General features: G+C 70.7%; 12 protein-coding genes. 7 read left to right on the top strand and 5 right to left on the bottom strand.

The window, feature by feature from the left end; all coding sequences use genetic code 11:
• Positions 1–45 precede the first annotated feature (45 nt).
• Genes sufC through A4R43_RS05115 form a run of 4 tightly spaced genes read right to left on the bottom strand, consistent with a single transcriptional unit; the run spans position 46 to position 4,245 of the window.
• Complete coding sequence (gene sufC, locus A4R43_RS05130) at positions 46–816, bottom strand: Fe-S cluster assembly ATPase SufC (RefSeq protein ID WP_113691239.1); 771 nt, start codon at positions 814–816, stop codon at positions 46–48.
• 45 nt (positions 817–861) lie between these two features.
• On the bottom strand, positions 862–2,040 hold the full coding sequence (sufD, locus tag A4R43_RS05125; RefSeq protein WP_113691238.1) for a Fe-S cluster assembly protein SufD: 1,179 nt from the start codon (positions 2,038–2,040) through the stop codon (positions 862–864).
• A gap of 1 nt (position 2,041) precedes the next feature.
• Complete coding sequence (gene sufB / locus A4R43_RS05120; protein ID WP_113691237.1) at positions 2,042–3,490, bottom strand: Fe-S cluster assembly protein SufB; 1,449 nt, start codon at positions 3,488–3,490, stop codon at positions 2,042–2,044.
• Complete coding sequence (locus A4R43_RS05115) at positions 3,487–4,245, bottom strand: helix-turn-helix transcriptional regulator (RefSeq protein ID WP_162788322.1); 759 nt, start codon at positions 4,243–4,245, stop codon at positions 3,487–3,489. Before A4R43_RS05115 ends, sufB begins: the two co-directional genes overlap by 4 nt.
• A gap of 95 nt (positions 4,246–4,340) precedes the next feature.
• Here A4R43_RS05115 and mptB point away from each other — a divergent pair, with 95 nt between their 5' ends.
• The 5 genes from mptB to A4R43_RS05090 all read left to right on the top strand — a co-directional run bounded on the left by mptB (position 4,341) and on the right by A4R43_RS05090 (position 9,791).
• Positions 4,341–5,981 (top strand): polyprenol phosphomannose-dependent alpha 1,6 mannosyltransferase MptB, encoded by a 1,641-nt coding sequence (mptB, locus tag A4R43_RS05110; protein ID WP_205215247.1) that lies wholly within the window; start codon positions 4,341–4,343, stop codon positions 5,979–5,981.
• 25 nt (positions 5,982–6,006) lie between these two features.
• Positions 6,007–6,942 (top strand): ABC transporter ATP-binding protein, encoded by a 936-nt coding sequence (locus A4R43_RS05105; protein ID WP_113691235.1) that lies wholly within the window; start codon positions 6,007–6,009, stop codon positions 6,940–6,942.
• Between the two features lie 92 nt (positions 6,943–7,034).
• Positions 7,035–7,760 carry an ABC transporter permease gene (locus tag A4R43_RS05100; RefSeq protein WP_113697356.1) on the top strand — a complete coding sequence of 242 codons (726 nt, stop codon included), beginning with the start codon at positions 7,035–7,037 and terminating at the stop codon, positions 7,758–7,760.
• Between the two features lie 62 nt (positions 7,761–7,822).
• Complete coding sequence (locus tag A4R43_RS05095; protein ID WP_113691234.1) at positions 7,823–8,794, top strand: COX15/CtaA family protein; 972 nt, start codon at positions 7,823–7,825, stop codon at positions 8,792–8,794.
• A 64-nt stretch (positions 8,795–8,858) separates the two neighbouring features.
• The gene (locus A4R43_RS05090) at positions 8,859–9,791 is read left to right on the top strand and encodes an acyl-CoA desaturase (protein ID WP_113691233.1); all 933 of its coding nucleotides are present in this window, start codon (positions 8,859–8,861) and stop codon (positions 9,789–9,791) included.
• Here the strand turns inward: A4R43_RS05090 and A4R43_RS05085 are convergent.
• Complete coding sequence (locus A4R43_RS05085) at positions 9,788–10,111, bottom strand: hypothetical protein (protein WP_113691232.1); 324 nt, start codon at positions 10,109–10,111, stop codon at positions 9,788–9,790. The two genes, A4R43_RS05090 and A4R43_RS05085, sit on opposite strands and share 4 nt — an antisense overlap.
• 97 nt (positions 10,112–10,208) lie before the next feature.
• On the opposite strand from A4R43_RS05085, the gene A4R43_RS05080 reads away from it, so the two are divergent.
• Complete coding sequence (locus A4R43_RS05080; RefSeq protein WP_113691231.1) at positions 10,209–11,183, top strand: quinone oxidoreductase family protein; 975 nt, start codon at positions 10,209–10,211, stop codon at positions 11,181–11,183.
• A 404-nt stretch (positions 11,184–11,587) separates the two neighbouring features.
• Positions 11,588–12,610 (top strand): IS110 family RNA-guided transposase, encoded by a 1,023-nt coding sequence (locus A4R43_RS05075; protein WP_113691230.1) that lies wholly within the window; start codon positions 11,588–11,590, stop codon positions 12,608–12,610.
• Positions 12,611–12,666 lie beyond the last annotated feature (56 nt).

The raw sequence follows: 12,666 nt of genomic DNA, 5'->3' as shown, positions 1-12,666 counted from the left end.
CCGGCTCCTCTCGATCGTGTGGTGGATTCCGGGGCGCTACGGCGGCTAGACCGCGGCGGGCTCGGCCTTGCCCGCGTACTTCACGTAGCCGTTGGCCTCGAGCTCGTCAGCCAGTTCAACGCCACCGGACTCGACGATCTTCCCGCCGGCGAACACGTGCACGAAATCCGGCGTGATGTGCTTGAGGATCCGGGTGTAGTGCGTGATCAGCATGACGCCGACCTCGTTGTTCGCCTTGTAGTCGTTGACACCCTCGGAGACCACGCGCAGCGCGTCCACGTCGAGACCGGAGTCGGTCTCGTCGAGAATGGCGAACTTCGGCTTGAGCAGCGCCAGCTGCAGGATCTCGTGGCGCTTCTTCTCACCGCCGGAGAAGCCCTCGTTCACGCTGCGCTCGGCGAACTCGGCGGAGATGTCCAGCTTGCCCATCTCCTCCTTGACCTCCTTGACCCAGTGGCGCAGCTTGGGGGCCTCGCCACGGACCGCGGTGGCCGCGGTGCGCAGGAAGTTCGACATGGACACACCCGGCACCTCGACCGGGTACTGCATGGCGAGGAACAGCCCGGCGCGGGCGCGCTCGTCCACGCTCATCTCGAGCACGTCCTCGCCGTCGAGCAGCACCTGGCCCGAGGTGACCTCGTACTTCGGGTGCCCGGCGACGGCGTAGGACAGGGTCGACTTGCCGGAGCCGTTGGGGCCCATGATCGCGTGCGTCTCACCCGAGCGGATGGTCAGGTTGACGCCCTTGAGGATCTCCTTGGCGCCCTCGTCGGTGGTGACCGAGGCGTGCAGGTCCTTGATTTCCAGAGTGGCCATGAGTCTTTTTTCTTTTCCTAAGTCCGGGAGGTTGGTCAGGCGGCGTCAGGCACCGACGGCTTGCAGCTCGGCCTCGATCGCGGCCTCGAGGCGCTCGCGCACCTCGGGCACGGTGATCTTCGCCAGGATCTCGTGGAAGAACCCGCGCACCACCAGCCGGCGCGCCTGCTCCTCGGCGATCCCGCGCGACTGCAGGTAGAACAGCTGCTCGTCGTCGAACCGCCCGGTGGCGCTGGCGTGGCCCGCGCCCTCGATCTCGCCGGTCTCGATCTCCAGGTTCGGCACCGAGTCGGCGCGCGCGCCTTCGGTGAGCACCAGGTTCCGGTTGAGCTCGTAGGTGTCGGTGGCCTCGGCGGCCGCGCGGATCAGCACGTCGCCGATCCACACCGTGTGCGCGCCGTCGCCCTGCAGCGCGCCCTTGTACATCACGTTCGACTTGCAGTTGGGCACCGCGTGGTCGACGAAGAGCCGGTGTTCCTGGTGCTGGCCCGCGTCGGCGAAGTACACGCCGAGCAGTTCGACCTCGCCACCCGGCTGCGAGAACGCCGCGGTCGGCGAAATCCGCACCAGGTCGCCGCCGAGGGTGACCACGGTGTGCTTGAGCACCGCGTCCCGGCCCAGCTTCAGGTGCTGCTCGGAGACGTGCACCGCGTCGTCGGCCCAGTCCTGCACGGAGACCACGGTGATCTTGGCCGAGTCGCCGACGACGAACTCGACGTTGTCGGCGTAGGTGCCCGAGCCGGCGTGGTCGAGAATGATCACGGCCTCGGCGAAGGCCTCGGCACGCACCTGCAGGTGGCCGTAGGCGGTCTTGCCCTCGCCGGGACCGACCAGCCGGACCACGCTCGGGGCCGACGCCCTGGTCTCCTTCGGCACGGTCACCACGGTGGCCGTCTCGAAGGCGGAGTAGGCCTGCGCGGCGATCCGGTCGCTCGGCACGCCCGCGGCGCCGAGGCGCTCGTCGTCGCGGCCGACGGTTTCCAGCTTCAGCTCGGGGGCCAGGTCGGCCTCCACGGTGACCCGGCCGTCGGCGACGGCGGTGCCGTCGTGCAGGCCGCGCAGGCGCTTCATCGGGGTGAAGCGCCAGTTCTCCTCGCGACCGCCGGGCACCTCGAAGGCCTCGACGTCGTAGGAAGCGAACCGCTCCGCGCGGGAGGCGGCCGGGATGACCGACTCCCGCGCGGCGGCGGAAACGTTGTTCTCGGTTTCGGTGCTAGCCGTCATATCAGCCGACGGACCCTTCCATCTGCAGCTCGATCAGGCGGTTCAGCTCGAGCGCGTACTCCATCGGGAGCTCGCGCGCGATGGGCTCGACGAAGCCGCGGACCACCATGGCCATGGCCTCTTCCTCGGTCAGCCCGCGCGACATCAGGTAGAACAGCTGGTCCGCGCTGACCTTGGACACCGTGGCCTCGTGGCCCATGGACACCTCGTCGTTGCGGATGTCCACGTACGGGTAGGTGTCCGACCGCGAGATGGTGTCCACCAGCAGCGCGTCGCAGACCACGCTGGAGCGCGAGTGGTGCGCCCGCTTGGCCACCTTGACCAGGCCGCGGTAGGAGGTGCGGCCACCGCCGCGCGCCACCGACTTCGACACCACGGTCGAGGAGGTGTACGGCGCCAGGTGCTCCATCTTCGCGCCGGCGTCCTGGTGCTGGCCCTCACCGGCGAAGGCGACCGAGAGCACCTCGCCCTTGGCGTGCTCGCCCATCAGGAAGACCGACGGGTACTTCATGGTGACCTTGGAGCCGATGTTGCCGTCGACCCACTCCATGGTCGCGCCCTCTTCGGCCTTGGCGCGCTTGGTGACCAGGTTGTAGACGTTGTTCGACCAGTTCTGGATCGTGGTGTAGCGGCAGCGGCCGCCCTTCTTCACGATGATCTCCACGACCGCCGAGTGCAGCGAGTCCGACTGGTAGATCGGCGCCGTGCAGCCCTCGACGTAGTGCACGTAGGCACCCTCGTCGACGATGATCAGCGTGCGCTCGAATTGGCCCATGTTCTCGGTGTTGATCCGGAAGTAGGCCTGCAGCGGGATGTCCACGTGCACGCCCGGCGGCACGTAGATGAACGAGCCACCCGACCAGACCGCGGTGTTCAGCGCGGAGAACTTGTTGTCACCGGCCGGGATGACCGAGCCGAAGTACTCCTGGAACAGCTCCGGGTGCTCACGCAGCGCGGTGTCGGTGTCCAGGAAGAGGACACCCTGCTTCTCCAGGTCCTCGCGGATGGAGTGGTAGACGACCTCGGACTCGTACTGCGCCGCGACACCCGCGACCAGCCGCTGCTTCTCCGCCTCGGGGATGCCCAGCTTGTCGTAGGTGTTCTTGATGTCCTCGGGCAGGTCGTCCCAGCTGGTGGCCTGCTTCTCGCTGGAGCGCACGAAGTACTTGATGTTGTCGAAGTCGATGCCGGAGAGGTCGGCGCCCCAGTTCGGCATCGGCTTGAGGTTGAACAGCTTGAGCGCCTTCAGGCGCGCGTCACGCATCCACTCCGGCTCGGACTTCTTCGCCGAGATGTCGAGCACGACATCCTCGTTGAGGCCGCGCCTGGCGCTGGCCCCGGCGGCGTCGGAGTCCGCCCAGCCGTACGCGTAGTTGCCCAGGGAGTCGATGGTCTCTTCCTGGGACAGGGGCGCTGTGGTGGGAGTGCGCTGCTCGGCAGCGGCAGTCATACGGGATTCCCTCCGTCCGGAGATGGTGCTTCCATACCGCGCGGATTCTCCGCGGGTACGTGGGTGGTGCAGGCGGTGTCCCCGCGCGCGATCGTCGCGAGGCGCTGCACGTGCGTCCCCAGCAGCTTCGCGAAGGCCTCGGTCTCGGCTTCGCAGAGCTGCGGGAACTCGGCGGCCACGTGAGCCACCGGGCAGTGGTGCTGGCACAGCTGCTCACCCGTGCGGACCTGCCGGGTCGAGGCAGCGTAACCCTCCCTGGTCAGGGCGGTGGCGAGGGCCTCCGCCCGGGAGGCGGGCGCCGCGGAGCTGGTCACCGCGTCGCGGTGGGGCTCCACGAGTGCCGCGACGCGGCGCTCGGCGAACGCGCGCACGGCCTCCGGCCCCGCGTGCTCCGCGAGGAACCGGACGGCCGAGACCGCGAGGTCGTCGTAGGCGTGCCCGAACCGGGCACGGCCGCTGTCGGTGAGCCGGAACGCCCTGGCTGGGCGCCCCCTCCCGCGCGGCCCGCGCCGTGGCGCGTCGAGCGCCTCGGCTTCCCCGCAGTCGAGCAGGGTGTCGAGGTGCCGGCGTACCGCGGTGGGGCTGATGCCGAGCTTCTCGGCGACCACCGCGGCCGTGATCGGCCCCTCCTCGAGCAGCAGGCGCGCCACCTCGTGCCGGGTCCGGCCGTCGGCGTTGGCCTGCGCGGGCACCCCAGTGGCGGCGGGGCGGCCTTCGCCGTCCCGCCGCTGCTGAGCGGCACCCGTCTTTTTCACAACACAAGTGTGTCGTATATCCGGGCGATGGGCAAAGGAGGGTCAATTCCGGGTGACCGACATCACGATGACAGCCCGGTCGATACGCTGCCCGAGTGGAGACCAGGTCGCCCGTCGAGCCCGCCGCACCCCAGCCGCTGGACGTCACCGAAGAGCGCGCGCTCAAGATCATCCGCCGGTTCGGCACCACCGGCTCGCTGTTCCTGGCCATCGGCTCGCTCGGCGCGGGCGCCGCGCCGGTGGCGAACCCGGTGGTGGAGATCCCGGTGCTGCGGGTCTTCGCGCGGATCTCCACGGTCTCGCTGGCCATCGCGGCCACCGGCATCCTCATGGTGGTCATCGCGTGGCTGATGATCGGCCGGTTCGCCCGCCCGGCGAACGCGCGGCTGGCCACGCCCAAGCAGCTGCACCGCGCGCTGATCACCTGGGTGACGCCGCTGCTGTTCATCCCGCCGCTGTTCTCCCGCGACGTCTACAGCTACCTGGCGCAGAGCGAGATCGTGCGGCGCGGGATGGACCCGTACTCGCTCGGGCCCGCCGAGGCGCTGGGCATCGGCGACCCGCTGACCTCGGGCGTGTCGAACATGTGGCGCGAGACGCCCGCCCCGTACGGGCCGCTGTACCTGCGGTTCGGCAGCTGGCTGGCGGAGCTGTCCGGCAACAACATCGTCACCGGCGTGATGCTGCACCGCGGCCTGGCCGTGGTCGGCGTGGTGCTGATCGTCTGGGCGCTGCCGCGGCTGGCGTCGCGGTTCGGCGTGCAGCCCGCCACCGCGCTCTGGCTGGGCGCGCTCAACCCGCTGCTGATCTTCCACCTGGTCGCGGGCGCGCACAACGACGCGCTGGCGCTCGGGCTGATGGTCGCCGGGCTGGAGCTGGGCCTGCGCAAGCTGCCGATCCGGGTCAAGGGCGACACCCCGCCGCCGCTGGCGCCCGGCGAGCTCCTGGGGATCTCGCTCGGCGTGGCGGTGATCACCCTGGGCGTGCTGACCAAGGTGAGCGCGATCCTAGCGCTGCCGTTCTTCACCGTGATGGTGGCGCGGCGCTGGCACGGCGGCATCCGCGACCTGTTCCGCGCGGCCGCGCCGATGGCCGCGGTGTTCGCCGTGGTCTTCGTCGGGGTCACCCTGCTCACCGGGCTCGGCTTCGGCTGGATCGGCACGCTGGACACCCCCGGCCTGGTCCGCGCGTGGATCTCGCCGACCGCCGAGCTGGGCAATCTCGGCGGGCTGCTCGGGATTTCGCTCGATCTGGGGAACCACACCAACGCGCTGGTGCCGATCCTGGGCAACCTCGGGTACCTGGTGGCCGCGATCGTCACGGTGAAGTTCATCTGGGACAGCCTGAAGTGGCGGTACCGGCCGATCATCGGGCTCGGCGTCTCGCTCGGCGCGGTGATGGTGCTGCACGTGGCGCTGCAGCCGTGGTACCTGCTCTGGGCGGCGATCCCGCTGGCCGCGGCGGCGGGCACCTCGCGGTTCCGGGTGGCGGCGACGTGGTCGAGCGTGGTGCTGTCGCTGGTGGTGTTCCCCACCGGCGGCAGCTTCGGCGGCCGCACCTTCGTGCCGTTCCAGGCCTACACCGCGGCGATCGTGGTGGTGGTGCTGGCGCTGCTGCTGGTGCGCCGGATGTGCCCGCTGATCTTCACCCGCCCCGACGCCGCCGCCATCTCCGGCGCGCTGTCGGAAGCACACCTCGACGACAAGACCTATCCCAGCCCGCGCCAGCCCGCATGAGGGCGCACCTTTACCCTTAACCGTTGTGAGTGCACCCGCCGTGGAGATAACCGGGCTGGTGAAGCGCTTCGGATCCACCAAGAAGGTCACCGCCGTCGACGGCCTCGACCTGCGGATGCCGCAGGGCACCCTGCTGGCCCTGCTGGGCCCGAACGGGGCGGGCAAGACGACCACGGTCGAGGTGTGCGAAGGCTTCCAGCGGCCCGATTCCGGGACCGTCCGGGTGCTCGGGCTGGATCCCGCCGGCCAGGGCGCCCGGCTGCGGCCCCGGATCGGCGTGATGCCGCAGGGCGGTGGCGCCTATCCCGGCGTGCGTGCCGATGAGATGCTCGGGCTGGTCGCCTCGTGCGCGGCCCGGCCGCTGGACCCGGCGTGGCTGCTGGAGGTGCTCGGCCTCGAAGGCGTCCGGCGCACCCCGTTCAAGCGGCTCTCCGGCGGGCAGCAGCAGCGGCTTTCGCTGGCCTGCGCCCTGGTCGGGCGCCCCGAGCTGGTGTTCCTCGACGAGCCGACGGCGGGCATGGACCCGCAGGCACGCCGCCTGGTCTGGGACCTGCTCGCCGCGCTGCGGGCCGACGGCGTCAGCGTGCTGTTGACCACACATCTGATGGAAGAAGCCGAAACGCTCGCCGACCACGTGGTCATCGTCGACGGTGGCAAGGTGATCGCCGAGGGCGCGCCGGGTGAGCTGACCGCCGAGGCCGGTGAAGCCGCGCAACTGCGGTTCCGCGCGCGAGCCGGGCTCGACACGAAGCTGCTTTCGGCCGCGCTGCCCGAGGGTTACCTGGTGCGCGAGTCCGCGCCCGGCAGCTACCGGGTGGAGGGCGTGGTGGACCCGCAGGTGGTCTCCGCGGTCACCGCCTGGTGCGCGCAGCAGGGCGTGCTCGCCGAGGAACTGCACGTGGGCCGCCGCGACCTGGAAGAAGTGTTCCTCGAGCTGACCGGACGGGAGCTGCGCGGATGACCGCCGTCAAGCCAGGCAGGGAAGAAAGCGTGAGCCCCCGTTTCGCCCCCGGCACCTTCACTCCCGCGCCCGGCCGCGGCTCGCTGGTCCGCATGCTGCGCACGCACGCGCGCGTGGAAACCGCGCTGACGCTGCGTCACGGCGAACAGATCCTGCTCACCCTGCTCATCCCGCTCGCGCTGCTGATCGGGTTGAGCCTGCTGGACATCCTGCCCTCCGGGGAGCTGGGCCCGGTCGAGGCGGTGGACTGGGTGACCCCGCGGATCCTGGCGCTGGCGGTGATGTCGTCGGCGTTCACCGGGCAGGCCATCGCGCTCGGCTTCGACCGGCGCTACGGCGTGCTCAAGCGGTTGTCGGCGACCGCGCTGCCGCGCTGGCTGCTGGTCGCCGGGCGGCTGCTCGCGGCGCTGGTGGTGGTCGCCATCCAGGCCGTGGTGCTGGGTGTGGTGGCCGCGCTGCTGGGCTGGTCGCCGTCGCCGGGCGGGCTGCTGGCCGGCGTGGTGTTCCTGGGGTTCGGCACGTTCGCCTTCGGGGCGCTGGGGGTGCTGCTGGGCGGTTCGCTGCGGGCCGAGGCGGTGCTCGCGCTGGCGAACGTGGTGTGGTTCGTGCTGCTGCTGGCGGGCGGCATCCTGCTGGTGCCCGCCGCGATGCCGGGTGTGCTCGGCGACGTGGTCGGGCTGCTGCCGTCGGGTGCGCTCGCCGAGGGCCTGCGCGCGGCGCTGCTCGACGGCCGGTTCAGCTGGGGACCGGTCGCCGTGCTCGCCGCCTGGGCGGCCGCGGCCGGTGCGCTCGCCGCGCGTACCACCCGGCTGAACTGATCCGCAAGACCTCCGCAAGACCTCTCAGCAAGCGCCGGGAACCGGCCGCCTACCATCGGATCGTGCCGTTGAAGTCGCTCGTCGCCCGCCTCCCGTATCCCTCTCCCGCAGTACAGCGCGTGCTCGCCATCGCCGCGGTGATCACCCAGGGCGGGATCGGGGTGACCGGCTCCATCGTGCGCGTCACCGGCTCCGGGCTCGGCTGCCCGACCTGGCCGCAGTGCTTTCCCGGCAGCATGTTCCCGGTCGAGCACCCCGAGCTGAGCGCGGTGACGCAGTGGATCGAGTTCGGCAACCGGCTGCTCACCGGGCTGGTGATCGTGGTGGCCGGGTTGTGCGTGCTGGCCGCCTGGCGGATCCAGCTCGACCAGCCCAGCAGGCGCCGCCTGGTCGCGCTGGCGTGGACCATGCCGCTGGGCGTGGTGGCGCAGGCGGTGATCGGCGGCATGACCGTGCTCACCGGGCTGCTCTGGTGGACCGTGGCCATCCACTTCCTCGCCTCCACCCCGCTGGTGTGGCTGGCGTTCATGCTGCTGCGCGCGTTCCGCGAGGGTGACGAGCGACCGCGCTGGCTGATCGAGCCGCTCGGCCGCAAGCTGATGGTCGCGCTGGTGGCGCTGCTCGGCGCGGTGCTGGTGGCCGGCACCGTGGTGACCGGCGCCGGTCCGCACGGCGGCGACCCGGACACCCCGCGCCTGGACGCGCCGATCGACCTGCTCGCGAAGGTCCACGGTGGACTGCTGGTGGCCTTCCTGGTCGTGCTGGCCGTGCTGGGGCTCAACTTCTCGCGCACCGGCGTGCCGTCGCCGCTGTGGCGGCGCTACACGGTGCTGTGGGTGCTCGCGCTGGCGCAGGGCGGGCTGGGCAGCCTGCAGTACGCGCTCGGCATTCCGGAGGCGCTGGTGTCCTTCCACGTGCTGGGTTCGGCGCTGGTCATCGTGGCCACCGCGGCGCTGTGGTGCGCCACGCGCGACCGCGGCCCGGTGCCCGCCAGGACCCCCGAACCGGCGCCGGTACTCGCGACTGCCGACTGACCGACACCACCTCGTAACGAGGGCGCGGGCCGCAGGCCAAAATGTCCGAATAGGCTCATGCCCCATGAAGTCACCTTCGGCGGCCAAGCCGATCATCTCCCACCGGCGCTCGACCACCGAGATGCTCGTGCTCAAGGCATTCCTGCTGATCCCGTTCGCCGCGCTGGTGGTGGCCGTGCCGGTCGCCTGGGGCTGGGGGCTCAACTGGGTCGACGTCGGACTGGCGGTGGCGTTCTACGTGATCGGCACGCTCGGTGTGACCGTCGGCTACCACCGCTACTTCACACACGGCGCGTTCAAGGCGTCGCGGCCGCTGCGGATCGCGCTGGCCGTAGCGGGCGGCATGGCCGTGCAGGGCTCGGTGATCTTCTGGGTCGCCAGCCACCGGCGGCACCACGCCTTCGCCGACCGCGAGGGCGACCCGCACTCCCCCTGGCTGTTCGGCACGTCACCGAAGGCGCTGGCGAAGGGGTTCTGGCACGCGCACATGGGCTGGATGTTCCAGCGCGAGGTGACCAGCTACGAGCGGTTCGCCCCGGACCTGCTCGCCGACGGCGACCTGCGGGTGGTCAACCGGTACTTCTGGCTGTGGACCACGCTCAGCCTGGCCGCGCCCGCGCTGCTGGGCGGCCTGCTCACCTGGTCGTTCTGGGGTGCGGTGACCGCGTTCTTCTGGGCGGGGCTGGTGCGGATCGCGTTCCTGCACCACGTGACCTGGTCGGTGAACTCGATCTGCCACCTGGTCGGCGACCGGCCGTTCGCCAGCCGCGACAAGGCGGCGAACTTCTGGCCGCTGGCGATCCTGTCCATGGGCGAGTCGTGGCACAACTCGCACCACGCCGACCCGACCTGCGCCCGGCACGGGGTGCTGCGCGGTCAGGTCGACGTGTCGGCCAGGGTGATCTGGCTGTTCGAAAAGCTCGGCTGGGCCAGGGACGTGCGCTGGCCGAAGCCGGAGCGCATCGCCGCCAAGCTGGTCAAGCCCGCTTCGTCCTAGCGCGGGCTCGCCATCCTGCGGCGGTACTTGGCGCCGATCTTGGTCGCGCCGACGGTCTCGTTGTCCCAGGTGGACGGTTCGAGGCCGTCGACGGCCTCGACCAGCTTTTCGCCGGTCTCCACGCTGGTGACGAACACGTCGCCGATAGCGCCGTCCGCGCCGACGAGCATCACCCTGGCGCCCGCGCGCCCGACGTTCTCCACCACGGCCTTCCCGGTCTTGCCCTCGCCGCCGTGCTTGGCCAGGAACTCACGGGCGGCGGCCAGCTGACGGCTGGTCGGCTCGGCCGGTTGCGTCTTCTCGTTCTCCTGCTCAGCCACGAGCCGACCCTAGCCTGTCCGGCCCGCGGGACGCGGAACATCGTGGCCCCGGCCATAGTTGCGTCTGAGGAGAAGGCACGATCGAGGAGGACTACGCATGCCGACCCCAGCAGTACGGATCCAGCGGACCGGTGGCCCCGAAGTACTGGAGTTCACCGAAGTCGAAATCGGTGAACCGGGACCGGGCCAGCTGCTGGTCGAGGTGGCCGCGGCCGGGGTCAACTACATCGACACCTACCAGCGCGGCGGCCTCTACCCGGTGGACCTGCCGTTCGTCCTCGGGCTCGAGGGCGCGGGCCGGGTCACGGCGGTCGGCGAGGGCGTGACGGAGTTCGCCGCCGGTGACCGCGTGGCGTGGCAGGGCGTGCCCGGCAGCTACGCGGGCCGGACGCTGGTGCCCGCTTCGTCGGCGGTGCGCGTGCCGGAGAACGTCACGGACGACATCGCCGCCGCGACGCTGCTGCAGGGCATCACCGCGCACTACCTGGTGTCGTCGACCTACCCGGTGCAGGAGGGCGACGCGGTGCTCGTGCACGCCGCCGCGGGCGGGGTCGGGCTGCTGCTCACCCAGCTGGCCAAGGCGAAGGGGGCGCGGGTGATCGGCACCGTGTCCACCGAGGAGAAGGAGCAGCTGGCGCGCGAGGCGGGCGCCGACGAGGTGATCCGGTACGACCAGGTCGACTTCGCCGAGGCGACCAGGAAGCTGACCGACGGCGAGGGCGTGGCCGTGGTCTACGACGGGGTCGGCAAGTCCACTGTGGACGGCAGCATGGCGAGCGTGCGGCGGCGCGGCATGCTGGTGCTGTTCGGCAACGCCAGCGGCGCGGTGCCCCCGGTGGACCCGCTGCGGCTGAACGCGGCGGGCTCGATCTTCCTGACGCGGCCCAAGACCCTCGACTACACCGCCACCCGCGAGGAACTGGACTGGCGGGCGGGCGAGCTGTTCGACGCCGTGGCGGAGGGCTCGCTGAAGATCCGGATCGGCGGCACCTACCCGCTGGCCGACGCGCGGCAGTCCCACGAGGACCTGCAGGGCCGCCGGACCACCGGAAAGCTCCTGCTGCGCCCGTGACGCGGCACCCGCCGCCCGCGACCCAGTGCTATGAATGTGGCTTTCATTGCGTGCGGGGCGCCGCCGGCACCACCGGCCACTACGCCTGCCCGCAGGGGTGGGCTGATGTCACGAATGTGGCTTTCGAGACGTTCCGCGTCTCGAAAGCCACTCAGTGTCAGGGTTGGTGTGGCCGCTCGTGGTGGGCGGTTAGGGTCCGGTCTTGATCGCGTGGTGACTCTGAAAGCCACTGCCGTTGCTGGCTTGCGAACGAATTGTCCAGCGTGATCAAGGTCCGGGCCTGGCTGGCCTGACTTGATAGAAGCGTGGGCATACGCCATCAACCTCGACTGAGGTGTGTCCGACCAGCCCGGCCCGGAAAAGACGCATGTTCTCCGGCTAGGGAAGGAACACACGCGGTGTCCATGGTGGTCATTGGCATCGATCCGCACAAGTCCAGCCACACCGCGGTCGCGGTCGATCAGACCGGCCGCCGCCTGGGGCAGAAAACCGTGACCGCCGACCCCGACGGGCTGCTGCGGCTGCGGTCCTGGGCCACCCAGTTCGGCACCGGGCCGCGCTGGGCGGTCGAAGACGGCCGCGGCGTGGCCGGGCGACTGGTCCGCACCCTGATCGGCACCGGCGCCACCGTGGTCTGGGTCCCACCCAAACTGATGGCCGCCTGCCGCGCCAGCGCCCGCACCCGCGGTAAATCCGACCCGATCGACGCCCTGGCCATCGCCCGCGCCGCCCTGCGCGAACCCGACCTGCCCACCGCACACCTGGACCAGACCGCCCTGGACCTGCGCCTGCTCTCCGACCGGCGCGAACACCTGGTCAACCGCCGCACCGCCAGCATCAACCAACTGCGCTGGCACCTGCACGACCTCGACCCCGCCCTGGACCAGACCCACCCCCGCCTGACCGGGCCCCGCGCCCAGCACACCCTCACCACCGCCCTGTCCACCCTGCCCGCCAGCGTCCGCCGCGACCTCGCCCTGGACCTGCTCACCGAGATCACCACCCTGACCCAGCAGATCACCCAGCTCGAACACCAACTCCGCACCCGAGTCCAGCCCCTGGCCCCCACCCTGCTGGCCATCACCGGCGTCAGCACCGTCCTCGCCGCGAAAATCATCGGCGAAACCGCCGGCATCACCCGCTTCCGCTCACCCGCCGCCTACGCCATGCACACCGGCACCGCACCCATCCCCACCTGGACAGCCAACAAACCCCACTACCGCCTCAACCGCGGCGGCAACCGCCAACTCAACACCTGCCTCCACCGCATCGCCATCACCCAACTCACCCACCACCCACCCGCCCGCACCTACCGCGACAACTGGACCAAACACCACCCCCACGCCACCACCAAAGCCGCCCTCCGCGCCCTCAAACGCCACCTCGTCAACACCATCTACCGAGCACTCACCACCGACCTCACTTGACATAGAAGCTTCATTCGTGACACTTCGGCCCCCGGAGACAGCTGTACGCACCAGCG

It is taken from the genome of Amycolatopsis albispora (assembly GCF_003312875.1).
Lineage (GTDB): Bacteria > Actinomycetota > Actinomycetes > Mycobacteriales > Pseudonocardiaceae > Amycolatopsis > Amycolatopsis albispora.
The sequence above is the reverse complement of the archived record's forward strand: the minus strand, read 5'-3'. Positions and strand labels throughout refer to the sequence as shown.

What these genes read in the sequence shown, in the direction of transcription:
- sufD (WP_113691238.1), bottom strand. Translation starts at nt 2,040, where the DNA reads ATGACGGCTAGCACCGAAACCGAGAACAACGTTTCCGCCGCCGCGCGG.
- A4R43_RS05100 (WP_113697356.1), top strand. Translation starts at nt 7,035, where the DNA reads ATGCTGCGCACGCACGCGCGCGTGGAAACCGCGCTGACGCTGCGTCAC.
- A4R43_RS05075 (WP_113691230.1), top strand. Translation starts at nt 11,588, where the DNA reads ATGGTGGTCATTGGCATCGATCCGCACAAGTCCAGCCACACCGCGGTC.
- A4R43_RS05080 (WP_113691231.1), top strand. Translation starts at nt 10,209, where the DNA reads ATGCCGACCCCAGCAGTACGGATCCAGCGGACCGGTGGCCCCGAAGTA.
- sufB (WP_113691237.1), bottom strand. Translation starts at nt 3,490, where the DNA reads ATGACTGCCGCTGCCGAGCAGCGCACTCCCACCACAGCGCCCCTGTCC.
- sufC (WP_113691239.1), bottom strand. Translation starts at nt 816, where the DNA reads ATGGCCACTCTGGAAATCAAGGACCTGCACGCCTCGGTCACCACCGAC.
- A4R43_RS05090 (WP_113691233.1), top strand. Translation starts at nt 8,859, where the DNA reads ATGAAGTCACCTTCGGCGGCCAAGCCGATCATCTCCCACCGGCGCTCG.